The sequence below is a fragment of the Erwinia sp. AK-PDG3-5 genome, from assembly GCF_056821705.1.
Window position 1 is genome coordinate 2,700,670 of the sequence record NZ_CM165967.1, and the last position, 26,499, is coordinate 2,727,168.

At 53.3% G+C, this 26,499-nt stretch carries 23 protein-coding genes, 3 tRNA genes and 1 other RNA gene; 10 read left to right on the forward strand and 17 right to left on the reverse strand.

All coding sequences use genetic code 11. From position 1 onward, the window contains the following. Positions 1-145: 145 nt before the first annotated feature. From AC1UKS_RS12405 to AC1UKS_RS12425, 5 genes are all read left to right on the forward strand, one after another. Positions 146-222: transfer RNA gene (locus tag AC1UKS_RS12405), tRNA-Val, on the forward strand. 4 nt (positions 223-226) lie between these two features. Further along, positions 227-303 (forward strand) — tRNA-Val (locus AC1UKS_RS12410). An 8-nt stretch (positions 304-311) separates the two neighbouring features. After that, positions 312-388: transfer RNA gene (locus AC1UKS_RS12415), tRNA-Val, on the forward strand. 380 nt (positions 389-768) lie between these two features. Beyond that, a complete protein-coding gene (gene pykF, locus AC1UKS_RS12420) occupies positions 769-2,181 on the forward strand; it encodes a pyruvate kinase PykF (RefSeq protein WP_482433832.1) in 1,413 nt (470 codons plus the stop codon). Between the two features lie 304 nt (positions 2,182-2,485). After that, positions 2,486-2,722, forward strand: a complete 237-nt coding sequence (locus AC1UKS_RS12425; RefSeq protein ID WP_013201929.1) for a major outer membrane lipoprotein — start codon at positions 2,486-2,488, stop codon at positions 2,720-2,722. Positions 2,723-2,857: 135 nt separating this feature from the next. Here AC1UKS_RS12425 and AC1UKS_RS12430 read toward each other — a convergent pair whose 3' ends face one another. From AC1UKS_RS12430 to sufA, 7 genes are all read right to left on the reverse strand, one after another. Further along, positions 2,858-3,892 (reverse strand): L,D-transpeptidase family protein, encoded by a 1,035-nt coding sequence (locus AC1UKS_RS12430; protein ID WP_482433833.1) that lies wholly within the window; start codon positions 3,890-3,892, stop codon positions 2,858-2,860. Between the two features lie 71 nt (positions 3,893-3,963). Beyond that, complete coding sequence (gene sufE, locus AC1UKS_RS12435; protein ID WP_265910282.1) at positions 3,964-4,386, reverse strand: cysteine desulfuration protein SufE; 423 nt, start codon at positions 4,384-4,386, stop codon at positions 3,964-3,966. Positions 4,387-4,412: 26 nt separating this feature from the next. After that, positions 4,413-5,633 (reverse strand): cysteine desulfurase SufS, encoded by a 1,221-nt coding sequence (gene sufS, locus AC1UKS_RS12440; protein WP_482433835.1) that lies wholly within the window; start codon positions 5,631-5,633, stop codon positions 4,413-4,415. Next, positions 5,630-6,910 (reverse strand): Fe-S cluster assembly protein SufD, encoded by a 1,281-nt coding sequence (gene sufD / locus AC1UKS_RS12445; RefSeq protein WP_482433837.1) that lies wholly within the window; start codon positions 6,908-6,910, stop codon positions 5,630-5,632. The genes sufS and sufD overlap by 4 nt, the downstream gene beginning before the upstream one ends. Beyond that, positions 6,885-7,631 (reverse strand): Fe-S cluster assembly ATPase SufC, encoded by a 747-nt coding sequence (gene sufC / locus AC1UKS_RS12450; protein WP_013201924.1) that lies wholly within the window; start codon positions 7,629-7,631, stop codon positions 6,885-6,887. Before sufC ends, sufD begins: the two co-directional genes overlap by 26 nt. Positions 7,632-7,688: 57 nt before the next feature. Continuing rightward, positions 7,689-9,182 (reverse strand): Fe-S cluster assembly protein SufB, encoded by a 1,494-nt coding sequence (sufB, locus tag AC1UKS_RS12455; protein WP_013201923.1) that lies wholly within the window; start codon positions 9,180-9,182, stop codon positions 7,689-7,691. A gap of 5 nt (positions 9,183-9,187) precedes the next feature. After that, positions 9,188-9,562, reverse strand: coding sequence for a Fe-S cluster assembly scaffold SufA (gene sufA, locus AC1UKS_RS12460; protein WP_013201922.1), 375 nt, complete (start codon positions 9,560-9,562; stop codon positions 9,188-9,190). Between the two features lie 390 nt (positions 9,563-9,952). Here sufA and AC1UKS_RS12465 point away from each other — a divergent pair, with 390 nt between their 5' ends. Next, positions 9,953-10,357, forward strand: coding sequence for a hypothetical protein (locus tag AC1UKS_RS12465; protein WP_013201921.1), 405 nt, complete (start codon positions 9,953-9,955; stop codon positions 10,355-10,357). Between the two features lie 36 nt (positions 10,358-10,393). On the opposite strand, the gene AC1UKS_RS12470 is transcribed toward AC1UKS_RS12465, so the two are convergent. Further along, positions 10,394-10,825, reverse strand: a complete 432-nt coding sequence (locus AC1UKS_RS12470) for a hotdog fold thioesterase (RefSeq protein ID WP_265910279.1) — start codon at positions 10,823-10,825, stop codon at positions 10,394-10,396. Beyond that, positions 10,825-13,878, reverse strand: a complete 3,054-nt coding sequence (ydiJ, locus tag AC1UKS_RS12475; protein WP_482433839.1) for a D-2-hydroxyglutarate dehydrogenase YdiJ — start codon at positions 13,876-13,878, stop codon at positions 10,825-10,827. The genes AC1UKS_RS12470 and ydiJ overlap by 1 nt, the downstream gene beginning before the upstream one ends. Positions 13,879-14,101: 223 nt before the next feature. On the opposite strand from ydiJ, the gene ydiK reads away from it, so the two are divergent. Both ydiK and rprA read left to right on the forward strand, forming a co-directional pair. After that, positions 14,102-15,223, forward strand: a complete 1,122-nt coding sequence (gene ydiK / locus AC1UKS_RS12480; protein ID WP_151038724.1) for an AI-2E family transporter YdiK — start codon at positions 14,102-14,104, stop codon at positions 15,221-15,223. A 257-nt stretch (positions 15,224-15,480) separates the two neighbouring features. Beyond that, positions 15,481-15,590, forward strand: an RNA gene (gene rprA / locus AC1UKS_RS12485) — antisense sRNA RprA. Positions 15,591-15,649: 59 nt separating this feature from the next. On the opposite strand, the gene ppsA is transcribed toward rprA, so the two are convergent. After that, a complete protein-coding gene (gene ppsA, locus AC1UKS_RS12490; RefSeq protein WP_013201917.1) occupies positions 15,650-18,031 on the reverse strand; it encodes a phosphoenolpyruvate synthase in 2,382 nt (793 codons plus the stop codon). A gap of 472 nt (positions 18,032-18,503) precedes the next feature. On the opposite strand from ppsA, the gene ppsR reads away from it, so the two are divergent. Then, positions 18,504-19,337, forward strand: a complete 834-nt coding sequence (ppsR, locus tag AC1UKS_RS12495; protein ID WP_013201916.1) for a posphoenolpyruvate synthetase regulatory kinase/phosphorylase PpsR — start codon at positions 18,504-18,506, stop codon at positions 19,335-19,337. 131 nt (positions 19,338-19,468) lie between these two features. Then, positions 19,469-20,515, forward strand: a complete 1,047-nt coding sequence (locus AC1UKS_RS12500) for a 3-deoxy-7-phosphoheptulonate synthase (protein WP_482433841.1) — start codon at positions 19,469-19,471, stop codon at positions 20,513-20,515. A gap of 123 nt (positions 20,516-20,638) precedes the next feature. On the opposite strand, the gene AC1UKS_RS12505 is transcribed toward AC1UKS_RS12500, so the two are convergent. The 7 genes from AC1UKS_RS12505 to ihfA form a co-directional block, all read right to left on the reverse strand. Continuing rightward, positions 20,639-22,078 carry a protein adenylyltransferase SelO gene (locus tag AC1UKS_RS12505; protein WP_482433843.1) on the reverse strand — a complete coding sequence of 480 codons (1,440 nt, stop codon included), beginning with the start codon at positions 22,076-22,078 and terminating at the stop codon, positions 20,639-20,641. Between the two features lie 107 nt (positions 22,079-22,185). Then, the gene (locus tag AC1UKS_RS12510) at positions 22,186-22,926 is read right to left on the reverse strand and encodes an EAL domain-containing protein (protein ID WP_482433844.1); all 741 of its coding nucleotides are present in this window, start codon (positions 22,924-22,926) and stop codon (positions 22,186-22,188) included. A 384-nt stretch (positions 22,927-23,310) separates the two neighbouring features. Continuing rightward, positions 23,311-23,769 (reverse strand): NlpC/P60 family protein, encoded by a 459-nt coding sequence (locus AC1UKS_RS12515; RefSeq protein WP_482433846.1) that lies wholly within the window; start codon positions 23,767-23,769, stop codon positions 23,311-23,313. A gap of 72 nt (positions 23,770-23,841) precedes the next feature. Further along, a complete protein-coding gene (gene btuD, locus AC1UKS_RS12520) occupies positions 23,842-24,573 on the reverse strand; it encodes a vitamin B12 ABC transporter ATP-binding protein BtuD (RefSeq protein ID WP_482433848.1) in 732 nt (243 codons plus the stop codon). Then, positions 24,574-25,119 carry a glutathione peroxidase gene (locus tag AC1UKS_RS12525; protein ID WP_482433850.1) on the reverse strand — a complete coding sequence of 182 codons (546 nt, stop codon included), beginning with the start codon at positions 25,117-25,119 and terminating at the stop codon, positions 24,574-24,576. Between the two features lie 40 nt (positions 25,120-25,159). Continuing rightward, positions 25,160-26,143, reverse strand: a complete 984-nt coding sequence (gene btuC / locus AC1UKS_RS12530) for a vitamin B12 ABC transporter permease BtuC (protein WP_410173017.1) — start codon at positions 26,141-26,143, stop codon at positions 25,160-25,162. Between the two features lie 53 nt (positions 26,144-26,196). Beyond that, positions 26,197-26,496, reverse strand: coding sequence for an integration host factor subunit alpha (gene ihfA, locus AC1UKS_RS12535; protein ID WP_004157378.1), 300 nt, complete (start codon positions 26,494-26,496; stop codon positions 26,197-26,199). Between the last annotated feature and the right edge of the window lie 3 nt (positions 26,497-26,499).

A 26,499-nucleotide genomic window follows, 5' to 3' on the forward strand; every position in this document is an offset into this window, starting at 1 on the left:
CGGCAATTTTCTGCCGGTGATGTTCAAAATTGCTGCGCTTCGCACAGTTGCGCAGCAGTCGTGAAGAAAAAAGCAGATTTCCGCTTGCCAGTCGTTGAGGCTGTCGTTAATATTCGTCCCCGCTGTTACCAAGACAGCAATCAGTGCGTTCTTAGCTCAGTTGGTTAGAGCACCACCTTGACATGGTGGGGGTCGGAGGTTCGAGTCCTCTAGAACGCACCACAGTGCGTCCGTAGCTCAGTTGGTTAGAGCACTACCTTGACATGGTAGGGGTCGGTGGTTCGAGTCCACTCGGACGCACCATTAGTTTCGCGTTCTTAGCTCAGTTGGTTAGAGCACTACCTTGACATGGTAGGGGTCGGAGGTTCGAGTCCTCTAGAACGCACCATCTTGCCTTACTCTGCGTTAAATCCTAAAAACACCCGTCTCCTTTTTTGCGCAACAAGCTGATCTATCGCAACCTTTGCCACACTCCCTGCTGCTTTTTGATTGGTTTTCGCCAACTTAACTACTATAATGTGCAACGTTGTTTCACTTGAATGGTTTCAGCGTATGGTTGACCCTATAGCAAAAACGATAGCATGTTGCGCAACGCACTCTTGCGCGCGCGCTGAAACCGCGTCTCAACTTCCCCTGCACGCTTTACCACAGTCACCTATTCTTATTTTGTATCGCAGTTCGCCTTTCAGGCACGAATTCTTAGCCGGCGCTTTCCAGCTCCCGGGATCTCGCTTTTCTCATCCATCACAACTTAATAGATAACTCGTCATGAAAAAGACTAAGATCGTTTGTACTATCGGTCCAAAAACCGAATCCGAAGAAATGTTGACCAACCTGCTTGATGCAGGCATGAACGTAATGCGCCTTAATTTCTCCCACGGTGATTACGATGAACACGGTAAACGTATCTCAAATCTGCGTGCCGTGATGAGTAACACTGGACATCAGGCGGCTATCCTTTTGGATACCAAAGGCCCTGAAATCCGCACCATGAAACTGGAAGGCGGCAACGATGCCTCGTTGAAAGCCGGCCAGACCTTTACCTTCACCACTGACCAGTCAGTGATTGGTAATGATTCTCGCGTCGCAGTGACTTATGCAGGCTTCACCGCCGATCTGAAAATCGGTAACACCGTGCTGGTTGATGACGGCCTGATTGGTATGGAAGTGACTGAAGTCACCGAAACCACTGTGGTCTGTAAAGTGCTGAACAACGGTGACCTGGGCGAAAACAAAGGCGTTAACCTGCCGGGCGTTTCTATCCAGCTGCCTGCACTGGCTGAAAAAGACAAACGCGATCTGATCTTTGGTTGCGAGCAAGGCGTGGACTTCGTGGCCGCGTCCTTTATCCGTAAGCGTTCAGACGTGCTGGAAATTCGTGAGCACCTGAAGGCACACGGCGGCGAGCACATTCAGATCATCTCTAAAATCGAAAACCAGGAAGGCCTGAACAACTTCGACGAGATCCTCGAAGCGTCTGACGGCATCATGGTTGCTCGTGGTGACCTGGGCGTTGAAATCCCGGTTGAAGAAGTGATCTTCGCGCAGAAGATGATGATCAAGAAATGTAACCGCGCCCGCAAAGTGGTGATCACCGCGACGCAGATGTTGGATTCAATGATCAAAAACCCACGCCCTACCCGTGCGGAAGCTGGCGACGTGGCGAACGCCATCCTGGACGGGACTGACGCCGTCATGCTGTCTGGTGAAAGTGCTAAGGGTAAGTACCCGCTGGAATCAGTGACCATTATGGCCACTATCTGCGAGCGTACTGACCGCGTGATGAAGAGCCGTATCGACTCTCAGCATGACAACCGCAAAATGCGCATCACCGAAGCGGTATGCCGTGGCGCCGTTGAAACCGCGCAGAACCTGGAAGCGCCAATCATCGTGGTTGCGACCGAAGGCGGTAAATCAGCCAAGTCAGTGCGTAAGTACTTCCCGAACGCCACTATCCTTGCGTTGACCACTAACGAGCAGACGGCTCGTCAGCTGCTGTTGAGCAAAGGTATCATCACTTCTGTGGTGAAAGAGATCGCCTCTACTGACGATTTCTACCGTTTAGGTAAAGAAGCCGCGCTGGCTAGCGGCTACGGTGTGAAGGGTGATGTGGTAGTCATGGTTTCTGGTGCGTTAGTACCAAGCGGAACTACCAATACTGCCTCTGTGCACGTGCTGTAATAGAAGATTACGCCTTGTAGATAAAAAGCGCCCCGAGAGGCGCTTTTTTTACAACTTGTGTTAAGGCCTTTCATAAAACTTCCATTTGAAATTAACCGTTCGAATAGAAAAATCTTAAGATGTGTCCGATTAAAGTAGCCTGTTTTAGCTAATTTTTTTGCATAAAACTGGAAAGACGGTGCATCTTTGAGCGAACGATCAAATTTAAGCACGTTCTCATCAAAAATTTATTCTCATTAGAAAATACTTTGTGTAATACTTGTAACGCTACATGGAGATTAACTCAATCTAGAGGGTATAAATAATGAATCGTACTAAACTGGTACTGGGCGCGGTAATCCTGGGTTCAACTTTGCTGGCTGGCTGTTCAAGCAACGCTAAAATCGATCAGCTGTCTACCGACGTGCAGACTCTGAACGCTAAAGTTGACCAGCTGAGCAACGACGTGAACGCAATGCGTTCTGACGTTCAGGCTGCTAAAGACGACGCAGCTCGCGCTAACCAGCGTCTGGACAACCAGGCTCACTCTTACCGTAAGTAAGAGTTCTGGTTTGAAAATGGCGCACATTGTGCGCCATTTTTTTTGGCTTTTTCTCAGCTTCCCTGCCAATCACTTTTTCACTTGCCTTCCTGATATCCTGCCCTCCCCGACAATGGCATGCTAAACGCACCACAATCAATTCTGCGGGGTTTCGCCCTGAGCCTGACTCACAGTTGCCGGTTCCGCCTTCGCATGCTCAGAATCGCTCTGCTGCATAATGGCAGGCATGGTCGTATCTGGGGTCACCGCTTCACCCTGACTCACCAGCACCGGCATGCCTGAACGGCGCGCCAACACCTCTTTAATCACCTCAGCATCGCTGTGCTCGCTTTTAACGAACTTTTTGCCCGTAGCATTAAGTGGCAGCGGCATGGTCTGCGGATCGTCCTTATCGCTGTGTGAGAGCGGCTGATGGACCTCCAGATAGCGTTTGCCATCCGGTTCAACGGCATACTTCACCGGCTGGTTGATAATCTGCACCCTGGTGCCTTTCGGCACGCTGTTGAACAGTGCCTCAATATCATCCGGCCTCAGGCGAATACAGCCCGAACTGACGCGCATGCCGATGCCAAAATCCGCGTTGGTGCCGTGGATCAGGTAGTGCCCCTGCCCGTAAGCCAGCCGCATCGCATACAGCCCCATCGGATTGTCCGGGCCCGCAGGCACCGTCACGGGCAAGGTTTTGCCTTCAGCGGCATAGCGTTTGCGAATATTGGGGGTGGGCGTCCAGGTGGGATTTGGAATTTTCTGGCTAACACTGGTGACCATCGGTGGCGTGTTCGCACCCAGCTGACCGATGCCGATGGGGTAAACCACCACTTTGTTTTCCCCTTTCGGGTAGTAATAAAGCCGCAGTTCCGCCACGTTCACCACGATCCCTTCCCGCTTGGTATCCGGAAGCAGCATTTGCGTAGGAATGGTCAACTGACTGCCCGCTTTTGGTAACCAGGGATCGGTACCGGGATTCGCTTCTAACATGCCCAACAGGCCAATTTTGTATTTGGCGGCAACGACTTCCAACGGGCGACCATCATTGGGTACGATATAGGTCGAATTTTCGCCGATTAAGCGGCTGTTATCTGCGGGCAAAGGATAATCGGTAGCGCGGGCATACTGCGTTGAGGTAAGGAGTGTCAGGAGCAATGCGGCAAGAGGAGACAAAGGTTTCATGCGAATTTCTCGGTTAGGATGAAGAAACTTCCCGCGTGCGAAGCGGGAAGCCTGTCGAGAAGTGTAGCAAGTTAGCCCTGGCTGAGAACCTGAGCTTTTTGACGAATAGCGCGGATCATCGCTTCCAGCCCCTGAGAACGGGAAGGCGTAAGGTGCTGAGCTAACGCCAGCTGTTCGAAAAAGGGACGCACATCAAAGGCCAAAATTTCTGCAGGTGTCATCTGCTGATACAGAATAAAGACTACCGCAATCAACCCTTTAACGATCGCTGCATCGCTGTCACCCCGTAACTGAACACGGCCGCTTTCATCGGTGCTCATCAGGATCCACACCTGACTCTGACAGCCAGAGATGGTGTTTTCCGGCTGATGCAATGATTCAGACAATTCTGGCAACATCGCGCCTAATTCAATGACGTACAGATACTTCTCTTCCCAGTTCGCACAGCGGGTAAAGTTGCGAACCAGTTTTTCTTTCTCTGGCAAGGTTGCCATTCGTTCCTCCGAAAGCCGCCGGGCAATCAGCCCAACAGACGGTGTATACGTGTCAGTCCTGCCGCCAGGCGATCGGCTTCTTCTTCGCTGTTATACAGCACGAAAGAAGCACGACACATCGCCGGCACGCCGTAATGGGTCATCAGCGGCATGGCGCAGTGGTGGCCAGTGCGGATAGCAATGCCGTACTGATCGAGGAAGCTACCGACATCGTAGGCATGATGTTGTCCCAGATTGAAGGCGATAACGCCGGCACGCTGCTGCGGACCGTAAATCACCAAATCGGGAACCGAAGCCAGCTTGTCGAGGGCATAACGCATCAGCGACTGCTCACGTTCCTGAATAACGTCCAGACCCAGATCGGTCACCCATTTTAACGCAGCGCCCAGGCCGATAATGCCACCTGTGTTCGGTGAACCGGCTTCAAAACGCCATGGTGCCGCGTTATAGGTGGTCCCTTCAGTCAGGCTTACGTTGGCAATCATCGATCCGCCGCCTTCCCAGGGTGGCATCTGATCCAGCATGGCTTTACGGCCATACAGGATGCCGATGCCGGACGGTCCGTAAATTTTATGCCCGGAGAAGGCATAAAAATCACAGCCGAGATCCTGCACATCGATGGTCTCGTGCATTATCGCCTGAGCACCATCAACCAGCGTCGCCACGCCTGCGGCTTTCGCCTGCGCGATAATCTCTTTCACCGGGTTTACCGTGCCAAGCACGTTGGAGACCTGAGTCAGCGCCAGCATGCGCGTGCGGCTGTCGATCAGACCTGGCAGCGCCGAGAGATCCAGCTCACCGGTATCGGTCAGCGGGATAAAACGGATTTCAGCACCGGTACGCTGGGCCACCATCTGCCACGGAACGATATTGGCATGGTGTTCCATCGCGGTGATGATGATGTTGTCACCCGCCTGTAACTGACTTCCGCCCCAGCTGCTGGCGACCAGATTGATGGCCTCAGTGGTGCCTTTTACAAAGACAATCTCTTCTGGCGAAGCAGCATTAAGGAAACGTGCCGCCTGAATGCGGACGTTTTCCATTTCGGTGGTCGCTTCTGCACTCAGGGTATGAATACCCCGGTGCACAGCGGCATAGCCATGTTGATAAAAATGGCTTTCAGCATCGATCACTGCCTGCGGCTTCTGGGCGCTTGCGGCGCTGTCGAGATAGGCCAGAGGCTGGCCATTCACTTCTCGCGACAGAACCGGAAATTCAGCCCGGACGCGTGCCAGGTCAAAAGTCATTGAAGGCCTCCAGGGAAACGCTGAGCAATACGTTGCATCACCGCTTCTTTCAGCACCTCATCCGTAATGGCTTCAGTCAGTTCGGCGGCAAAGGCGTAGATAATCATGCGCTGGGCAGACTCTTCGTTAATCCCACGGGCACGAAGGTAGAACATCTGCTCATCGTCAATACGACCAATGGTTGCACCATGGCTACACTTCACGTCATCCGCGTAGATTTCCAGCTGAGGTTTGGTATCCACTTCGGCCAGGCGGCCCAGCAACAGGTTGTTGTTGGTCATCTGTCCGTCGGTTTTCAGCGCATGCTTCGCCACTTTAATCATGCCGTTAAACACCGCACGGGCTTTATCACGCACGATGGTTTTGTGCAGCTGACGGCTCTGGCAATGACCTTTGTTATGCTCAAGGTAAGTGCGGCTGTCACAAACTTCTTTGTCTACTGGCAACATCAGGCTGTTGATACCCAAATCGGTACCTTCACCATTCAGCTGAACGCTGGTGTTGTGGCGAGTCAGGCCCGCACCCAGCAGGAAGCTATGGCTTTTCACATTCGCATCACGCTCAATCACCAGATCGTTGTGCGAGAAGTGATAGCTGCTGTTGTGTTCAAACGCCAGTTTGTAATGCTTAAGCTGGGCATTGTTCGCAACGTTAGCGGTGAAGCGTGCGCCGGTGAAATGACTGGCTTCGTTCAGGCTGACGTAGTGCTCGATAATAGTCGCTTCCGCGCCTTCATCTAACTGCAGATGATGACGGTAATGCGAGGTGCTCATTTCTGCCTGCGCACTGCTGCTGATGTGCAGCATATACAGCGCACGTGCGGCCGATTTGCCACGCGAAAGATGAATTGACGTCACCTCTTCCGCCAGGCTTTCGGTCAAATGCAGGAACACTTCCGCTTGCACAGGTGCGCTCAATTCGCGACGTTGCGCTGAATCCGTCACCTGAACGTTGAACAGATCGAATTCGCTGTCGCTTAAGGCGGCATTAAAGCGGCCATCAACGAAGACCATTTTGATCGCGTCGATATCCAGCGCCAGGGCTTTAACCTGCTCTGCCGTCACGTCAGCCGCTGTTGGTGCCGCGAACTGATGGTCGAACAAGCCTTCCAGCGGGGTGTATTTCCAGTTTTCCTGCTTGCGCGTCGGCAGACCTAAACGCAGCACCTGCTGCCAGTGCTGCTGCGCCTGCAGGGAACGGTTAGCGCTCTGCGTTTCAAACATGTGATGCCACTGCTGGAGGGCATTGTCACTATTCCTGGTCGGTAAGCCAGCCATAGCCTTGCTCCTCGAGTTGTTTCACCAGCGAGAAGTCACCAGACTTCACAATCTTGCCCTGATACAGCACGTGGACGAAGTCAGGCTTGATGTAATCCAGGATACGCTGGTAGTGAGTGACAATGATGAAGGCACGCTTGCCATCACGCAGCGTGTTCACGCCGTTGGCTACGGTTTTCAGGGCATCGATATCCAGACCGGAGTCGGTTTCATCCAGAATGCACAGCTCAGGTTCCAGAGCCGCCATCTGCAGAATGTCGTTACGCTTTTTCTCACCGCCGGAGAAGCCGACGTTGACTGAACGGGTCAGCAAATCTTCAGGCATTTTCAGCAGCTGAATTTTGTCTTCGATGAAGTCCTGAAAATCGAAACGGTCCAGTGCATCCTGATCGCGGTATTTGCGCACGGAGTTGACGGCCGTCTGCAGGAAGAACTGGTTGCTGACGCCTGGGATCTCTACCGGGTACTGGAAAGCCATAAAGATGCCTTCGCCAGCGCGATCTTCAGGAGAGAGTTCCAGCAGGTCTTTGCCTTTAAAGCTGACCGAACCACCGGTGATTTCGTACTCTTCGCGGCCCGCCAGCGTGGCAGACAGCGTACTTTTACCTGAACCGTTCGGGCCCATGATGGCGTGAACTTCACCCGCTTTTACCTCGAGGTCCAGCCCGCGCAGGATCTCTTTATCTTCAATGCTAACCTGTAAATCTTTAATACTTAACATAGTGTTTCCCTGGCAGTGCTGTCCGGCACTGCGCTGAATGACCGTTGGCGCGGGCGCTTAGCCCACGCTGTGTTCAAGGCTGATCGCCAGCAGTTTTTGCGCTTCTACCGCGAATTCCAGCGGCAGTTCGGAGAAGACGTCTTTACAGAAGCCGTTCACAATCATCGAAATGGCGTCATCTTCACTGATGCCACGCTGCAGGCAGTAGAACATCTGATCTTCACCAATTCTTGACGTCGTCGCCTCATGCTCCAGCTGCGCCGTATTGTTACGCACTTCCACGTACGGGAAGGTATGCGCGCCACAGTCAGCACCAATCAGCATCGAGTCACACTGGGTGAAGTTACGGGCATTGGTTGCCGTCGGCATGATTTTCACCAGACCACGGTAAGTGTTCTGGCTTTTGCCCGCTGAGATACCTTTAGAGATGATGGTCGACTTAGTGTTCTTGCCGATGTGGATCATCTTGGTGCCGGTATCCGCCTGCTGATGACCGCTGGTCAGCGCCACAGAGAAGAATTCACCGACCGAGTTGTCACCCCGCAGGATCACACTTGGGTATTTCCAGGTGATCGCGGAGCCGGTTTCAGACTGCGTCCAGGACATCTTGCTGTTCTCACCTTCACACAGCGCGCGCTTGGTAACGAAGTTCAGAATACCGCCTTCAGACTCGCCGCCGGAGAACCAGTTCTGCACGGTGGAGTACTTCACTTCAGCATCTTTATGAATGATGACTTCAACAACGGCCGCGTGCAGCTGATAGGTGTCGCGAACCGGCGCGGAACAGCCTTCGATGTAGCTGACGTAGCTGCCTTCATCGGCGATCAGGATGGTGCGCTCGAACTGGCCGGTTTTCGCCGCGTTGATGCGGAAATAGGTCGACAGCTCCATCGGACAACGGACGCCTTTCGGGATGTACACAAAAGTACCGTCGGAAGCCACCGCGGAGTTCAGCGCAGCAAAGAAGTTGTCGTTAGCAGGAACCACGGTGCCCAGATACTGTTTAACCAGTTCCGGGTGATCGTGGATCGCTTCGCCGAAGGAACAGAAGATAATCCCCTGCTCTGCCAGCTTGCCACGATAGGTTGTGGAAACCGATACCGAGTCAAAAATCGCATCAACGGCCACTTCCTGACCTTCACGAACCGGGACGCCAAGCTGCTTAAAGGCGTTCTCCACTTCTTCAGTCAGGTAGTTAGCAGGCGTCGCACCGGACGTCTGCTGGGCGCCAGGCTCGGAAGCACAGCTGTCATCACAGTTGCCGCACGATGGCGCGGAGTAGTAGCTGTAATCCTGGTAATCCAGCGATTTGTAGTTCGCCTTCAGCCAGTGCGGCTCTTCCATTTCCAACCAGGCAGCAAACGCCTTCAGGCGGAATTCAAGCATCCACTCTGGCTCGTTACGCTTGGCAGAAATCGCGCGCACAACGTCTTCGTTGATGCCGTTTTCAAATTCTTCGGTTTGCAGCTGAGTGAAGAAACCTTCTTTGTACTTCTGATGGTTTCCTTCCCAGACCTGCACATCATCCGATGTATCAGTGTTTCGGGACATAAGTTTTACTCAACGCCAAAGCTCTCACCACAGCCACAGGCGTGTTGAGCTTTAGGATTATTAAATTTGAAAATCTGGTTCAGACCTTCACGAACGAAATCTACTTCGGTACCGTCGATGAAAGGCATAGCCTGCAGAGGCACATACAGATGCGCGCCCTGATGGGTAAAGACCAAATCGTCGTCGGCAGGCTCTTTCACCATGTCCATGGTGTAGCCAAAACCGGCGCAGCCAGACGTTTTCACGCCGAGCTTTAAGCCCTTCACTTGCGCATCATCGGCTGCCAGCACAATGATCTGTTTTGCGGCGCTGTCAGTGATGGTCAGTCCCTTCCAGACGTAGTCGTCGGGAGAAAAAGAAGCCGTAGTTGCTGATGGCATAACATTACCTCGTGAGTCGATAGCCGTTAAGGCTAATGCCCCTATGTTAGTGATAATGAATATCGCTTCAACCTCTTGTTTTGCAGGGATTAAGGCCAAATGGGGTTTTTTAGCCCTCTTTATTCAGTTTAGTCCCTGTAACAAGGATTGCGATCTGCGTCACGCGTCGATTTAACGTAATGGTAACACATTGAAAACAAGTCAGTAAATCCAGGCGCGTTAACGCTAAACGGGAATAATACTCATTTTAACTCTTTCAGCGTCGCCAATTATCGTTATGACCAATTTATCTGAGAGGCCGCATTTATCGATAAAAATTTCTTACGGTGACGTTGAATTATACACCAGTTACTCTATGATAATGATTATCATTACCGAGTGAGCCCTAAAATGAACCTGTCGATAAGTGCCTGGCTGCAACACAAGATTGACGAATACAAATATTCCGTTCGTGATATCACCGTCGACTACTACATGGCACAAGCCAAAGTAGACCGCCCAGAATGCACCCTTGAACAACTGCGCAAATTCAATGATACCTGCCTGGATATGGCCGAACTTTGCCAGCTTAATGGCGACGACCACAGCTACCTGCATGCCATGGGAAAACTACACCATCGCCTGGTTCAGGAGTTGGGAAACGCCGAACGTGACAGGTTGTTCCGTATGCAAGCCTGGCAGCTAGCCCGACATTCGCTTACCCGCTTGTGCCATCAACTGGCAATGAGCGGCGAATGGGATAAAGCCACCAAGCTGCAGAGCGAATTCGTTAAGCACGCATCCTGGATATTGTGAGGCGTCCTGGCGCGATTTTAAAGGCCCAGAAGTATATCACTCTTTTACGCTGGCTGATATCACCGTGGTAGTGAGCCTGGAGCTGCAGCACAGGCGCTGCTGCGGGTCATAAACCTCAATCTGCCAGACCTGGTGACGACGGCCAAGGTGCAGTGCGCGGCAGACTCCCCTCACCTCTCCTTCACGCACTGAGCGCAGATGATTGGCGTTAATTTCCAGCCCAACGATACGATCATCGCCTTCGGTACAGAGATAGCCCGCCATCGAACCCAGGGTCTCTGCCAACACGGCGGACGCGCCGCCGTGTAACAGGCCAAAAGGCTGACGCGTGCGGGCATCCACCGGCATTGTCGCCGTCAACGTCTGCTCATCCACCGCAGTGAAGACGATGCCCAGATGCGCCACCAGCGTGCCCTGGCTGCGCTGGTTAAGCTGCTCCAGGGTGAATTCACGCTTCCAGATTGTCATCAGATTAACTCCAGTAACGCCTGTAAGGGATGACGCATACCGTTGCCTTCCACACGCTTCACCTGACTGCGGCAGGAGTAGCCAGTGGCCAGACAGCGTTGGCGAGGCAGTTTTTGCAGCGCCTGATGCCACGAGAGCTCGTAAATGCCCAGCGAGTTTTCCAGGTTTTTGCTTTCGTGACCGTAGGTTCCCGCCATGCCACAGCAGCCGACGCTGATGTTTTCCAGCTTCGCGCCGAAACGGGCGAATATCCCTTCCCATTGCTTCGTCGATGCCGGCAATGCCGTTACTTCGGTACAGTGGCCAAACAGATACCAGGCCTCCTGATTACCAGGCTGAACGTCCTGAGGCGGAAGCGCCTGGTGCAGCCACTCATGCACCAGCTGCACGTGGAAGTCACCACGGTGATCTTTCAGCATCTCGTTGTACTCATCGCGATAGCACAGCACCAGCGCCGGATCGACTCCGACCAACGGCAGCTCCAGTTTTGCCACGCGATTGAGGAAATCGGCGGTTTTCCTGGCGGTTCGCGCAAAACTCTGCAGGAAACCTTTCACATGCTGCGCTTTTCCGTTCGGTGAGAAAGGCAGCACCACCGGTTTGTAGCCCAGCTTGCCGATCAGCTTGACGAAGTCTGTGACCAGCTGCGCTTCGTAATAGCTGGTAAACGGATCCTGTACCACCAGCACATGGCGCTCGCGATCCGCCGGACTCATCGCTTCCAGCGATTCCAGCGTGGTGCTGATGGCGGGCTGACCCGCGAGCTGCTTTTTCAGGTTAGGCGAGGAAAGCAAAGGCAGATCGACCATGCCCACATGGCGTTTACTCATCTCCCGCACCAGCGGCTGGCGCAGGAAGAAGTTAAAGAATTTCGGCGCTTTGGCCATCAGCGGTGCGTAGCTCTCCACGGTGCCGACCAGATAATCACTGGCCGGACGCAGATAGCGTGTGTGATAGAGCTGCAGGAAGCGTGAGCGGAAGCCCGGCACATCAATTTTGATGGGGCACTGCGTGGAACAGGCCTTACAGGCCAGGCAGCCTGACATGGCTTCTTTAACCTCATGGGAAAAGTCATATTCGCCACGGCGCGCGTACCAACTGTTGCGGGTGCGCTCAATCATTCCCCGCAGGGTAACTTTGGCCTCCGGCAGACGCTTTTCCAGCTCGAGCGGATCGACGCCCTGCTCCGCCAGCAGCCGCAGCCATTCGCGGGTCAAGGTTGCGCGACCTTTGGGAGAATGAATGCGGTTGCCGGTGATTTTCATCGATGGGCACATTGGACTGCGCACATCAAAGTTAAAGCAAAGCCCGTTACCGTTACACTCCATGGCACCGCGCCAGTCGCTACGGACAGTAATCGGGATTTGACGATCGTAAGTGCCGCGCTTGGTGGCATCTACTCTCATCATTGGCTCGTCGACGCCTATTGGCGCACAGATTTTACCCGGATTGAGCCGGTTAGCCGGATCGAACACCGCCTTTATGTGGCGAAGATCGTTAAACAGCTCTTCGCCAAAGAATTCCGGGCTGTACTGTGCGCGGAAGCCCTTACCGTGTTCTCCCCACAGCAGACCGCCATAGCGAGCCGTCAGCTCGACCACTTCATCAGAGATTTGCTTCATCAGCATCTCTTGTTGTGGGTCACACATGTCCAGCGCTGGACGCACATGCAGCACACCCGCATCCACGTGGCCAAACATGCCATAACTCAGGTTATGGCCGTCCAGCAGCGCACGGAACTCCACGATGTAGTCAGCCAGATGCTGCGGCGGAACACAGGTATCTTCCACAAACGGGATCGGCTTGGCGCGGCCTTTGGCATTGCCCAGCAGGCCGACCGCTTTTTTACGCATCGCGTAGATGCGCTCAATGCCGTCGAGATCGTCGCACAGCTGATAGCCAATCACGCCCGCCTGGCGATTGCTGATCAAGCCATCCAGTCGCTGACAAAGTGACTCAAGCTGGCTGTCGATCAATGCCTTACCGTCACCGGCAAACTCGACAATATTCAGGCCGAGCATCTCCTGGTCGGGCACATCGGTAATCAACTCGCTAACCGAATGCCAGACGATATCTTCCCGCGCCAGATTCAACACTTTTGAATCGACGGTTTCGACCGACAGCGCTTTAGCTTCAACCATAAAAGGTGCACTGCGCAGCGCAGAGTCAAACGAGTCGTATTTGATATTCACCAGACGGCGAACTTTCGGGATCGGCGTGATATCCAGCCGCGCTTCGGTAATAAAGGCCAGCGTGCCTTCGGCGCCACACAGAATCCGCGTCAGGTCGACATGCTGAAGATCGTCGCTGACCACATGACGTAAATCGTAGCCGGTCAGGAAACGGTTCAGTTTCGGGAATTTATCAATGATGTTCTGGTGACGATCGCGGCAGCGTTCGAGAATGGTGCGGTAAATGCGGCCTTCATTGCTCTGTTCTTTCGCCAACGTTTCAGCAAGCGCCACGGGAATGCTGCGCGTGTCGAGGATATCGCCGCCCAGTAGCACCGCTCTCAGGCCAGTCACGTGATCCGAGGTTTTACCGTACACCAGCGATCCCTGTCCCGACGCATCGGTATTGATCATCCCGCCCAGGGTGGCGCGGTTGCTGGTAGAAAGTTCAGGAGAGAAGAAATAGCCAAATGGTTTCAGGTAAGTATTGAGCTGATCTTTAATGACGCCAGCTTCAACCTTTACCCAGCCCTGTTCAACATTGATCTCAAGGATGCGGTTCATATGGCGGGACATGTCGACCACGATCCCCTGGTTCAGGGATTGCCCGTTAGTGCCGGTTCCGCCGCCCCTGGGAGTAAACACCAGGCTGTGGAAGCGTTCTTCACCCGCCAGGCGGGCGATTAGCGCCACATCAGCCGTGGAACGGGGGAACAGAACCGCATCAGGAAGGAGCTGATAGATGCTGTTGTCGGTGGACATGGTAAGACGGTCGGCATAGCTGGTGGCGGTATCGCCGTTAAAACCCTGCTGCTCTAACGCCTGCAAAAAATTCAGCACCAGTTGAACGAGGCCTGGCGCCTGGGAAATCTGTGGGATCATTATCGGGTGACCAGAATGTTGGGTAAACGATTGCTATTGCTGACTCTGTTTTTATCACATTTTTTTATGACCTGTCGCGATCTCAACAATATAGCTGAAAAGAATCGCGTGCCGTTTCTGTCGGAAATGCGTTTAATGCATCATGCTAAGGGATGTTCGGGGAGACAAGGGGTCTTCCGGGAGTATCCCGTCTGTTTTTCTCGCTGAGGTTACCGTGTCAACCATAAAGAACGTGCAAAAAAAAGGCTGGGATTTGCCGCAAATCGTCTTCTCGCTGATGTTTATCATTTTGATGATTGTGGCCTGTTTTTGGGTGGTTCAGCCTTTTGTGCTGGGCTTTGCCTGGGCCAGTATGGTGGTGATTGCCACCTGGCCATTGATGATCAAACTGCAGGGGCTGCTGTGGGGCCGACGCTCGCTGGCGGTGATTGCTATGACGCTGCTGCTGATCCTGCTGTTTGTGCTGCCGGTATCGGTGCTGGTCAACAGCCTGATTGACAGCAGCGGGCCGGTGATTGCCTGGGCCTCTGCCGGGCACATTCAACTCCCCGACATGCACTGGATGAACAGCATTCCGCTGGTGGGCAGAAAGCTGTTTTCCGCGTATCACAACCTGGTGCAGGGCGGCGGCAGCGCGCTGATGACCAAAGTGCAGCCTTATATCGGCCGCACCAGTGGCTTCCTGTTTGCTCAGGCCGGGCATTTTGGCCGCTTTATGATGCACCTCGGTCTGATGCTGCTGTTCAGCGTGTTGCTCTATGCCCGGGGTGAACAGGTCGGTCATGGCATCCGTCATTTCGCCTTCCGCCTGGCCTCGCGCCGGGGCGATGCGGCGGTACTACTGGCGGGTCAGGCGATCCGCGCCGTGGCGCTGGGCGTGGTGGTTACCGCGCTGGTCCAGGGCTTGCTGGGCGGTATTGGTCTGGCAATATCAGGCATTCCTTATGCTACCGTGCTGACGGTAGTGATGATCCTCTCCTGCCTGGTCCAGCTGGGTCCGCTGGTGGTGTTAATCCCGGCGATTGTCTGGCTGTACTGGACAGGTGATACCACCTGGGGAACGGTGCTGCTGATCTGGAGTTGTGTGGTTGGCACGCTGGATAACGTGCTGCGACCGATGCTTATCCGCATGGGCGCGGATTTACCGATGATCCTTATCCTTTCTGGCGTGATTGGCGGGCTGATTGCCTTTGGCATGATTGGCCTGTTTATCGGTCCGGTGGTGCTTGCCGTCTCTTATCGTCTGGTGTCGGTCTGGGTGCATGAAGCGCCGGCGCCGGAAGATGACCCGCTGGAAGTGGTTGAAGAACTGGCAGAGATCGAACACGAACACACCGCAAAATAATCCCTCCTCTGCGGCCAGCTTGCCTGGCCGCTTTTGTAATTAAAAAAATGTGCGTCACGTCTTAATTCACTTTGATTAGGGTTTTTTACCAGAAAAGCGCATTTTTCACCCTTTTAGCTGATAACACCTGGTAATTGATTACCAGATATACAGTTTCCCAGACGATGTCACCCGGGATCTGTCACAAAAGGTTATGGGTTTTAAACTAATAAGAGGATTCTTAATGACTCCCCCTGCCCGGCTGAATAGTATGAATGACATGTTTATGATCAAACCGCTGATTTCTAAACAACCTTTTTCCCCTGAGTAAACTAAAGAATTGCTGTGTGTAGTCTTTGCCCATCCCATGTGATGGGCTTTTTTTTGCCTGTAGAAAAGCAAAAAGGCCAGATAAACTGGCCTTCGGGGTTATTACAGCGAAATCTGCTACTTTTTCGGTATTTCCGCCAGGCTTAACCAGGTCTGAACCACCGTATCTGGGTTAAGAGATAAACTGTCGATTCCCTCATCCATTAGCCACGCTGCAAAGTCTTCATGATCGGATGGACCTTGTCCGCAGATACCCACGTATTTCCCTTCTTTTTTCGCCGCGCGGATGGCCATTGAAAGCAAGGCTTTAACCGCTTCATCACGCTCGTCAAACAGTGCAGACACTACGCCGGAGTCTCTGTCCAGTCCCAGCGTCAGCTGAGTCATATCATTCGAGCCAATAGAGAAGCCGTCAAAGTATTGCAGGAACTGTTCAGCCAGCAGCGCATTGGACGGGATCTCGCACATCATAATCAGCTTGAGTCCATTCTCGCCGCGCTTCAGGCCCTGACGTTCTAACTCCTCGACAACGGCTTTAGCCTGCGCGACGGTACGTACGAACGGCACCATGATTTCAACGTTGGTCAGTCCCATATCGTTACGCACACGTTTAACGGCTGCACACTCCAGCGCGAAGCAGTCACGGAAGCTGTCTGCTACGTAGCGACCTGCCCCACGGAAGCCGAGCATCGGGTTTTCCTCTTCCGGCTCGTAACGCTCGCCGCCCACCAGGTTTGCGTATTCGTTGGTTTTGAAATCGGACAACCGTACGATGACGCGCTTCGGTGAGAAGGCGGCGCCCAAGGTTGAGATCCCTTCGGTCAGACGCGCAATATAGAACTCAACCGGATCGTCGAAGCCTTTCATCATCGAGCGGATTTGCTTTTGCAGTTCCGGCGTTTGCTGGTCAAACTCCAGCAGCGCTTTAGGGTGCACACCGATCATGCGGTTAATGATGAATTCCAGACGCGCCAGGCCCACGCCTTCATTCGGCAGGCAGGCAAAGTCGAAGGCACGATCGGGATTGCCGACGTTCATCATGATTTTCAGCGGCAGCTTCGGCAGTTCATCAACCTGTGAACTCTTCACTTCAAAGTCCAGCAGATCGTTATAGACGTAGCCGGTATCCCCTTCAGAACAGGAAACCGTTACCTTGTGGCCATCCTTAAGAATATCCGTCGCGTTGCCGCAACCGACCACCGCAGGAATACCCAGCTCACGGGCGATGATCGCCGCGTGGCAGGTACGTCCGCCACGGTTAGTGACAATCGCCGAGGCTTTTTTCATGATCGGTTCCCAATCCGGGTCGGTCATGTCGGTAACCAGCACGTCACCTTTCTCAATGCGGTTCATTTCGCTGATGTCGTGGATGACTTTGACTTCACCGGCACCGATGCGATGGCCGATTGCACGTCCTTCCACCACCACCGTACCTTTGCCCTGCAGCGTATAGCGCTCCATCACCTGACCGTTGGAACGGACGGTTTCCGGACGTGCCTGTACGATAAACAGTTTACCGGTATGGCCATCCTTCGCCCACTCAATGTCCATCGGACGCTGATAGTGCTTCTCGATCAGCATCGCCTGGGTGGCTAAGGCTTCAATCTCTTCGCTGGTCAGGCTGAAGCGATCGCGCTCTTCTTCAGGCACATCTTCAATCCGCACCTGCTCACCGTGCTCTTGTGAGTCGGCATAAACCATGCGAATTTTTTTGGACCCCATGTTACGACGGACAATCGCCGGCCGGCCGGCAGCCAGCGTCGGTTTGTGCACATAGAATTCGTCGGGGTTAACCGCGCCCTGCACCACCATTTCACCGAGGCCATAAGCCGCCGTAATAAATACCACCTGGTCGAAACCGGATTCGGTATCAATGGTGAACATCACGCCTGCAGAACCCAGATCTGAACGCACCATACGCTGAACACCGGCAGACAGCGCCACGCCACGATGGTCGTAGCCCTGATGCACGCGGTAAGAGATGGCGCGGTCGTTAAACAGGGAAGCATAAACATGCTTAATGGCAATCAGCACGGCATCGAAGCCCTGCACGTTGAGGAAGGTTTCCTGTTGGCCGGCGAAGGAGGCGTCCGGCATATCTTCTGCCGTAGCGGAAGAACGCACCGCGAACGAGGCTTCAGCGTCATCAGAGGAGAGCTGCTCGTAGGCTTCACGCACGGCCTGTTCCAGCGCGGGCTGGAAAGGTGTTTCGACAATCCACTGGCGGATTTGCTTACCCGCTTTTCCCAGTTCATCAATATCATCAATATCGGTCTTATCCAGCAGATCGTAGATACGCTGATTGACGCCGCTTTGATCGAGGAACTGATTGAATGCATCTGAGGTCGTCGCAAAGCCGTTCGGTACTGAAACGCCGAGCGAGGACAAATTAGTAATCATTTCACCCAGGGAAGCATTTTTGCCACCCACCCGATCAACATCGTTCATGCCAAGCTGGTTATACCAGAGCACAAGCGGCAGTTCGCCTTTATTGGACATTGAAACAATCCTTTTAAGATTAATGAATAATATGAGGACAGAGTAGTGCGTTTTGAGCCTGGCACATTCCGGTGTTGGAAAGAAACTGTTGAATCGATCAAGCGGATTAAAAATGTCATTTTAAGAAAACTCCGCGCTGTTTTGCGACGTTGCGCAACGGAGGGAATAAGATAAGTCTTTATCTTTCAGGCGCCTGCTCACATTTTTCTCTTTATCAGAGTAAACGGGTTGCGCAACAAAACTTGATGAATAATTAGAATGCTTTTTTAACTAAGGGGTATTTTTATGAATAATAAAAGGGAACGTCATTTCATAAATGGACTTTTTTTCACCTTAATCTCAGTTTATAAAAATAAAAAGTTCATATCATTAACTTATGGAGCGTTTATTTTATTTTGCAGGCAACATCACTATTTGCTTTCACAGGCTGGATTAATTTAGTCTGAAATGATGCACAGCGAGCGGAGATAAAATGGACGTGAACAGCGAAAGAAGTGTTTTTTATATTTCAGATGGCACAGCGATTACGGCTGAAGTGCTTGGACATGCGGTGCTGTCCCAGTTTCCGGTCGGGATCAACAGCGTAACTCTGCCGTTTGTGGAGAATGTGCAGCGCGCGCAGGCGGTCAAGGCGCAGATCAATGCCTTATACCTGAAAAGCGGCGTACGTCCTCTGGTGTTTATTTCTATCGTGACGCCGGAGGTCCGGGAAATCATTCTGCAAAGCGACGGTTTCTGTCAGGACATCGTCCAGTCGCTGGTGGCGCCTTTGCAGCAGGAGTTGGGCATTGCGCCCGCGCCGGTCGCCAACCGTACTCACGGCCTGACGGCCAATAACCTGGGCAAATACGATGCCCGTATTGCCGCAATAGATTATACCCTGGCGCATGATGACGGGATTTCCCTGCGTGGGCTGGAAGATGCACAGGTGATTTTGCTGGGCGTTTCGCGCTGCGGTAAGACCCCCACCAGCCTTTACCTGGCGATGCAGTTTGGTATCCGCGCCGCCAACTATCCTTTTATCGCCGATGATATGGATAACCTGAAGTTGCCCCCTGCGTTGAAGCCTTTTCAAAATAAGTGTTTTGGGCTGACCATCGATCCGGAGCGTCTGGCCGCCATCCGTCAGGAACGGGCGGAAAACACCCATTACGCCTCGATGCGTCAGTGTCGCCTTGAAGTGGGCGAAGTTGAAGCGCTGTTCCGCACCACCCAAATTCGTTACCTCAACAGCACCAATTACTCGGTGGAAGAGATCGCCACCAAGATCCTCGACATCATGGGACTGACCCGCCGGATGTATTAATTCGTGATATTTATCGCGTTACGCCCGATTAGCGGGCGTTTGCGGTTGAATTCAGCGCTGGTTGGTTTATTGTGATCGCCATCACTTCCCGGTACTCCTGCCGCTGCGAAGAAAAAAATTTAGAGATGGTTATGAACAAAACAGATGAACTGCGGACCGCGCGCATCGAGAGCCTGATTACGCCTGATGAACTGGCGAAACGGCACCCGATCACCCCGGCCATCGCAGCCAACGTCACCGATTCCCGTAAGCGTATTGCCCGTATTCTCTCCGGCGAAGATCCTCGTCTGCTGGTGGTGATTGGCCCGTGTTCCCTGCACGATCCCGAAGCGGCGGTCGATTACGCCCGCAGGCTGTGTGTACTGCGTGAGAAGCACCAGTCGCGCCTTGAAATCGTTATGCGCACCTATTTTGAGAAACCGCGTACCGTTGTCGGCTGGAAAGGATTGATTTCTGACCCGGATCTGGATGGCAGTTTCCGCGTGAATCACGGTCTGGAGATTGCCCGCAAACTGCTGTTGGACATCAATGCGTTAGGTATGCCGACCGCCACCGAGTTCCTGGATATGGTGGTTGGGCAGTTTATCGCTGACCTGATCAGCTGGGGTGCCATTGGGGCCCGTACCACTGAGAGCCAGATCCACCGCGAAATGGCGTCAGCCCTCTCCTGCCCGGTCGGGTTTAAAAATGGCACCGATGGCAATATTCAAATTGCCGTTGATGCGATCCGCGCCGCAAGGGCCAGCCATATGTTCCTGTCGCCGGACAAGCATGGTCAGATGACCATCTACCAGACCAGCGGCAATCCTTCCGGCCATGTCATTATGCGTGGCGGTAAACAGCCGAACTATCATGCGGAAGATATTGCAGCGGCCGCAGCCAGTCTGCGTGAGTTCAAACTGCCGGAGCAGCTGGTGATCGACTTTAGCCATGGCAACTGCCTGAAGCAGCATCGCCTGCAAAAAGAGGTGTCAATGTCGGTCGCACAGCAGATCCGTGAGGGCTCACGGGCCATTGCCGGCGTGATGATTGAAAGCTTCTTGCAGGAGGGTACGCAGAAGGTCGAGTCCGGCAAACCGCTGGTGTATGGCCAGTCGATTACCGACCCTTGTCTGAACTGGGAAGACAGCGAAGACGTGCTGGCGCAGCTGGCTGCGGCGGTGGATGCTCGCTTCTGAGGGTAAAACGTTAACTTCAGTGATGGGATGCAGCAGCCCCGCTGCATCCCCTTTGCTCACCTGCGCTCCCCACCTGTCAGTCGACATCGAAGATCACGGTCGGCCCCGCAATCGCCGTTAAAATCAGCTCGAACAGCTTACTTCAAGTTTTTTGCCCCAGTCTGGCGGACGCTGCATCAAATCGGCAAATTCTGGCGCATCGGCATAAGACTGGCTCAGCGCCTGATGCAATCTGCTCAGCACGCTGATATCATCCTTTTCGGCCTGCTCGATCGCCTGCTGTGCCAGGTAATTACGTAAAACGATGGCGGGATTGGCCTGCTTCATCTGCTGCTGACGATCTTCATCGCTACGCTCTTCTTCCAGCACACGCTGTCGCCAGATGTTGTACCAGCTGTCAAACGCCTCACGATCGATAAACTCGTCACGCAGCGGTGAAGTGGATCCCTGCTGTACCGAGTCAGAGAGCTGACGGAAGGTCCAGGTGTAGTCGCTACCCTCTTTGGTCATCAACGCCAGTAACCCGGTCAGGATATCATTGTCGTTCTTACCCTGCGTGGTGAATCCAAGTTTGGCGCGCATCTGCTGGCCCCAGCAACGCATCAGCTCTGGCTCGTATTCAGCCAGCGCCTGCTTCAGTTGCTCGGTGGTCATCAGGCCCGACAGCGCATGTGCCAGGCGATTCAGGTTCCACAAGCCCACCACCGGCTGATTTTCAAAGCTATAACGCCCCTGGTAATCTGAATGATTACAGATAAAGTCAGGCTTGTAGTCATCAAGGAATCCGTAAGGACCGTAATCCAGCGTCAGGCCCAAAATCGACATATTGTCGGTATTCATTACGCCATGAGCGAAGCCCACGCTTTGCCAGTGAGCAATCAGGCGCGCGGTTCTGCGGACCACGTCAGTAAACCACAACCGATAGCGATCCTGTTCGTCCTGCCACTGTGGCCAGTGATGGCGGATGGCATAATCGGCGAGTTCGCGGACTTTTTCCGGCTGCTGGTTATAAAAGAAGTGTTCGAAGTGGCCGAAACGCAAATGGCTTTCCGCCACGCGCAGCAACATCGCCCCGCGCTCCGTGGTTTCACGGTAAACGGGCTCATCGCTGGTCACCACGGTTAGCGCGCGGGAAGTGGGCACGCCAAGATGATACATCGCTTCAGAGGCCAGGAACTCGCGCAGAGAGGAACGCAAAACGGCCCGGCCATCACCCATGCGCGAGTAAGGCGTTAAGCCCGCCCCTTTCAGGTGCCAGTCCATTTTACGGCCATTCTCCAGGAGTTGCTCACCCAGCAAAATCCCTCTTCCGTCGCCTAACTGACCGGCCCAGACGCCAAACTGATGGCCACTGTAAACCTGCGCCAGAGGCTGCATGCCGGGCAGCAGAGACTCGCCGCTCCAGATACCGATTTTATCCGCAGCAAACCAGCTGTCATCAAGCCCCAACTCAGCGGCAAGCCCGGCACTGTGATAAAGCAGACGTGGGTTTTTTAACGGCGTGGGCGTGAGCGCGGTGTAAAACCCCTCAAGCTCCTGATGCCAGGTGTTAGTAAACTGCATGAGATCCCCTTGCGATATGCCCATACGGTCGCGACCGGACCGCAGGCAAACTATCGGTTAGTGTAAACCGCCTCGCAGCAGCTTAACACGGATACTGAAAGGGGTTATTAATGCGGCAGGCCCTGCAACTCTTTAGGAGGATGAATCAATGTCGAGAGCGCGTCTTCGCCGACGGGCGAAAATAGTGCACTTTGTATTCCGTCAAACTGGAAATGGCTGATCTTTTCCAAACCGGATAAATCATCAATTCCCTGAACGATTATCTGATGGCAGTGCGGTTTGATATGATCCAGCACTGTACTTATAAATGGTTTAAAAGAGAGCTTGTTGATATTGTGTTTAATAAAGCCTTTGTCGAGTTTGATGCGGTAGAACAGATCGTCATATACCGCTTTCGACGGCGCTTTACCGGAACCATAATTTTCCAGACTTAAGTCAAATCGCTCACTTAAAGCCATTAATTCCGGATGGTCTTTACCCAGTTTTAAATTCGGGAAGCTTTCATTAATTTCAAGCTCAAGCCATTCCAGCGCATCCAGCTTTTTCGCAAGAAAATCACTGTCAAGGATCGCCTGTGAGGTGATGTCATCAATTTTCAGCGTCACTTTTACGCCCTGCTGGCGAAAGAAGTCATGATGTTTTTCAATGCTGGCTATCTGGCTTTGCAACAGAAGAATACGTTGTTCGCTGTCCATTTGCGGCAGCAACATTTCTTGCGGCATGGCGACATTGGCTGTGGTATGGGAAAAATGCGTCAGCAATTCGACAGCGATTAAGTGGCCGTCAAAGCTGTAAACAGGGTAGAATGCTGTGTAACTTTTATAATCCGCTTCCAGATGGATTTTCATTTTATTCAGCCATGATGAAGTGCCAATTCGTGCACCCTGCTTCACCGGTAATGGCAATTAACAGTGCCAATATTAAGTGAGGTTGTCGCATAAAAAGCAAATTAGACAGGGTGAGGCCCGTTGCGAAACAATAAACTATCACACAATTGATAAGAAAGATGCTGAGCAGTTTATCGGTTCACTGATGTTTAAGCACCAACTTGTCATTAACTTCAACATCTCTTTACTAAAATTTGACGTAATGCTGACATAAAAAGAGACTTAAGGGAAATTGATTTATTTTACCCCAATTGGATAATGCGTTATTTAATATCATCCCATAAATCAAATGACGAATAAATGCGCTTTATCTGTAATTGCTTAGCACGCTAAATATAAGGCAGATCAAATTCGTCTTGCCTGCCAGAACACTTTTTTCCAGTAAACGTTATTTAAAGAAGAACGAATCACCCCCTGGCTGGTTGAAGCATGAATAAATTGATCGTCGGTATCGTAGATCCCAACATGCAGACCATTTTCGCCACTGCCCGTTTTAAAAAATACCAGATCGCCTGGCAGCAATTCCTCTTTGCGAATGCGGGTGCCTATATCGGTTTGTGCCACCGTCGTGCGGGGAAGTTGCAGATCGAAACGATCGCGGAAGGTCAGATAGACAAAGCCCGAGCAGTCAACGCCACCCCTTCCCATGCCACCATAGCGATAGGGCGTGCCGTGCCACTGGCTAAGCTGCTCATTCAGTTGGGCAATCACCGTAATTGAATCGGACAAACGCCCATTGGGTGGCGGTGCATGGCTACTACAGCCCGCAAGAATAACGACGATCAGCAACAGCCAGTAGCGCATAACGGAGATCCTTCTGAGATGACGACTTACTCTACCTGCAAACGGGGTTTTCAGACAACAATGTCCGGCTAATCAGAGGAATGTGGTGAGGAATTCATGATTTTCCACACTCAGTCGCCGGAACGGCACGCCAAAGACCTTGCTCAGCCCTTCAGGTTGCAGGACCTCATCAACGGTGCCCTGCTGAACCAGCGTCCCCTGTTTCATCAACCAGACGCGGTGAGCGTGGTGCAAACTGTGGTTGATATCGTGCCCGCTCATGATAACCGCCAGCCCCTGCGCCACGCAGCTGGCCAGATAGCCATCAAACGCGGCCTGCTGAGCCAGATCCAGCCCGGTCAGCGGCTCATCAAGCAGCAGAAGTTTGCCGTCGGGCTGGGCCATCTGAAATAACACCGCGGCCAGGCGAACGCGCTGCCATTCCCCTCCCGACAGTTGACTTAACGGCCTTGCCAGCTTATCCACCAGCTGGAAGGTCTGGCAGAGCGTGATTAATGCCGCCTCATCGGTTTCCGCATTGTGCAGCGTGAGGTAGTGCCAGACCGGCATTCGGCCAGCGGCAACCTGCTGTTGTGCCAGATACGCCCGCGTTCGTGCCAGAGCACGGTGACGCCAGGCTTGCAAAGGCTTCCCCGAAAGCGAAATGGTCCCGTCTCCGGGCAGCATACCGGCCAGACAGGCCAATAGAGAGCTTTTACCGGCGCCATTCGGCCCCAGCAGATGAATAAGCTCTCCGGCATTCACCCCAGCATTAAATGGCGCAAGGCGCTGCGCAATGGCAACGCCCTCACACTGCAACAACATTTATTTTGCCAACGCCTGTTTGATCGCACTCTCAATCAGCGGATCGGTGGGTTCCATATCCGGCGAGAAGCGCTGAATCACCGTGCCGTCGCGATCAATCAGGAACTTCTCAAAATTCCACAGGATGTCGCCAGGCTCTTTCGGCGCACGGCCTTTGCTGGACATGCGCTCGAGGAAACCACTGTTATCGGGTGCGCTGGCCGTAGGTTGCGCCGCCACCAGCTGTTGATACAGTGGATGACGATCCGGGCCATTGACCTCGATTTTGCTAAACATCGGGAAGGTCACGCCGTAGGTGGTGCTACAGAAAGTTTTGATCTCTTCTGCGCTGCCAGGTTCCTGACCGAGGAAAGCATTGCACGGGAAGCCCAGCACCGAGAAGCCTTTCTCCTGCCAGTTTTTCTGTAAGGTTTCTAACTGCTCGTACTGAGGGGTAAGCCCGCATTTGGATGCCACGTTCACCACTAACAGTACGTCGCCCTGCCAGTTCGCCAGAGAAGTCTGTTCGCCATCCAGCGTTTCCAGTTTTGTGTCGAAAATAGTCATCGAGTGTTCCTGTTCAGTAGAGAGTGAAAAAGGGAGGCCGCTAAGGCCGGTTGCGTAACAGTAACCAGATAAAGACCGGAGCGCCGAGCGTTGCCGTCACCACCCCAATCGGTAATTCTGCCGAAGACATGGCGACTCTGGCCAGCACATCAGCGGCCAGTAATATCGCCCCACCAGCCAGCGCACAGGCAGGCAATAGCATACGATGATCGTTAATGCCATTGAGGCGCAGGATGTGCGGGATAACCAGCCCGACGAAGCCTATCGCGCCCGCCAGCGCCACGCTGACGCCGGTTAGCCAGCCGATGCTCATCACCAGCAGATTGCGCCACATCAGCAAAGGCAGGCCTAACTGCCTGGCAGAAATCTCGCCCAGCGCAATCAGGTTCATCACCCGCCATAATGAGCAGAGCCAGATCAGCACCGGCAGCAACGCCAGCATTAACCAGCGATAACGCCAGTCTACACCACTGAAACCGCCCATCATCCAGTACATCAACTGCCGTAAATCGAGATCGGTGCTGAAATAGACCGCCCAGGTCATCACCGCACTGCAGATGATCCCCAGCGCCACGCCCGCCAGCAGCAGGCGGCTGTTAGAAAGATGCTGACGGGAAAACCTGAGTAAGATAAGCGTGACCACCAGCGCGCCGAGGATGGCACACAGGCTGATTTGCCAGAGCCCGACAGCACCGGCAAAAATACACAGCACCAGACCCACCCCTGCCCCATTAGAAACGCCTAACAGACCGGGTTCGGCCAGCGGATTTTCAAACAGCGCCTGCATCACCGCGCCCGCAACGGCGAGCGAGGCGCCCACCAGCAATACCGCAACCGTTCTCGGCAAACGCAGTTGCCAGACATACAGCGTATTATCCGGCGTAAACCAGTCGGCAGGCATCAACCAGCGATCGCCGGCTGACAGACTCAGCATTATCATCAGCAGGCTAAAGACCAACAAACCTGCCAGCCAGCGCCGCTGGTGCTGCCGGGCGCTTTTCATGTGTTCAGAAAGCAGCGTCATGGTTCACTTCATATGAAAAAGGCCGCATAAGCGGCCTTTTTGACTAGCAGAAATCAGTCTTCTTTCGGTGTTGCGTTCTCGACCCGGCTCTTCAGCTTCTGACCAGGACGGAAGGTAACCACACGACGCGCCGTGATTGGAATATCTTCACCAGTCTTGGGGTTTCGTCCCGGACGTTGGTTTTTGTCGCGAAGGTCGAAGTTGCCAAATCCTGACAGTTTCACCTGTTCACCGTTTTCCAAAGCACGACGTACTTCTTCAAAAAACAGTTCAACCAGCTCTTTGGCATCCCGTTTGCTAAGCCCCAGCTTCTCAAACAGGTATTCAGACATCTCAGCTTTTGTAAGCGCCATAGG

What these genes read in the sequence shown, in the direction of transcription:
- ppsR (WP_013201916.1), top strand. Translation starts at nt 18,504, where the DNA reads ATGGACGTGAACAGCGAAAGAAGTGTTTTTTATATTTCAGATGGCACA.
- AC1UKS_RS12505 (WP_482433843.1), bottom strand. Translation starts at nt 22,078, where the DNA reads ATGCAGTTTACTAACACCTGGCATCAGGAGCTTGAGGGGTTTTACACC.
- sufC (WP_013201924.1), bottom strand. Translation starts at nt 7,631, where the DNA reads ATGTTAAGTATTAAAGATTTACAGGTTAGCATTGAAGATAAAGAGATC.
- AC1UKS_RS12425 (WP_013201929.1), top strand. Translation starts at nt 2,486, where the DNA reads ATGAATCGTACTAAACTGGTACTGGGCGCGGTAATCCTGGGTTCAACT.
- btuD (WP_482433848.1), bottom strand. Translation starts at nt 24,573, where the DNA reads ATGTTGTTGCAGTGTGAGGGCGTTGCCATTGCGCAGCGCCTTGCGCCA.
- sufE (WP_265910282.1), bottom strand. Translation starts at nt 4,386, where the DNA reads ATGGCAACCTTGCCAGAGAAAGAAAAACTGGTTCGCAACTTTACCCGC.
- sufB (WP_013201923.1), bottom strand. Translation starts at nt 9,182, where the DNA reads ATGTCCCGAAACACTGATACATCGGATGATGTGCAGGTCTGGGAAGGA.
- AC1UKS_RS12510 (WP_482433844.1), bottom strand. Translation starts at nt 22,926, where the DNA reads ATGAAAATCCATCTGGAAGCGGATTATAAAAGTTACACAGCATTCTAC.
- btuC (WP_410173017.1), bottom strand. Translation starts at nt 26,143, where the DNA reads ATGACGCTGCTTTCTGAACACATGAAAAGCGCCCGGCAGCACCAGCGG.
- AC1UKS_RS12465 (WP_013201921.1), top strand. Translation starts at nt 9,953, where the DNA reads ATGAACCTGTCGATAAGTGCCTGGCTGCAACACAAGATTGACGAATAC.
- AC1UKS_RS12430 (WP_482433833.1), bottom strand. Translation starts at nt 3,892, where the DNA reads ATGAAACCTTTGTCTCCTCTTGCCGCATTGCTCCTGACACTCCTTACC.
- sufS (WP_482433835.1), bottom strand. Translation starts at nt 5,633, where the DNA reads ATGACTTTTGACCTGGCACGCGTCCGGGCTGAATTTCCGGTTCTGTCG.
- sufD (WP_482433837.1), bottom strand. Translation starts at nt 6,910, where the DNA reads ATGGCTGGCTTACCGACCAGGAATAGTGACAATGCCCTCCAGCAGTGG.
- ppsA (WP_013201917.1), bottom strand. Translation starts at nt 18,031, where the DNA reads ATGTCCAATAAAGGCGAACTGCCGCTTGTGCTCTGGTATAACCAGCTT.
- pykF (WP_482433832.1), top strand. Translation starts at nt 769, where the DNA reads ATGAAAAAGACTAAGATCGTTTGTACTATCGGTCCAAAAACCGAATCC.
- sufA (WP_013201922.1), bottom strand. Translation starts at nt 9,562, where the DNA reads ATGCCATCAGCAACTACGGCTTCTTTTTCTCCCGACGACTACGTCTGG.
- ihfA (WP_004157378.1), bottom strand. Translation starts at nt 26,496, where the DNA reads ATGGCGCTTACAAAAGCTGAGATGTCTGAATACCTGTTTGAGAAGCTG.
- AC1UKS_RS12525 (WP_482433850.1), bottom strand. Translation starts at nt 25,119, where the DNA reads ATGACTATTTTCGACACAAAACTGGAAACGCTGGATGGCGAACAGACT.
- AC1UKS_RS12515 (WP_482433846.1), bottom strand. Translation starts at nt 23,769, where the DNA reads ATGCGCTACTGGCTGTTGCTGATCGTCGTTATTCTTGCGGGCTGTAGT.
- AC1UKS_RS12500 (WP_482433841.1), top strand. Translation starts at nt 19,469, where the DNA reads ATGAACAAAACAGATGAACTGCGGACCGCGCGCATCGAGAGCCTGATT.
- ydiJ (WP_482433839.1), bottom strand. Translation starts at nt 13,878, where the DNA reads ATGATCCCACAGATTTCCCAGGCGCCAGGCCTCGTTCAACTGGTGCTG.
- AC1UKS_RS12470 (WP_265910279.1), bottom strand. Translation starts at nt 10,825, where the DNA reads ATGACAATCTGGAAGCGTGAATTCACCCTGGAGCAGCTTAACCAGCGC.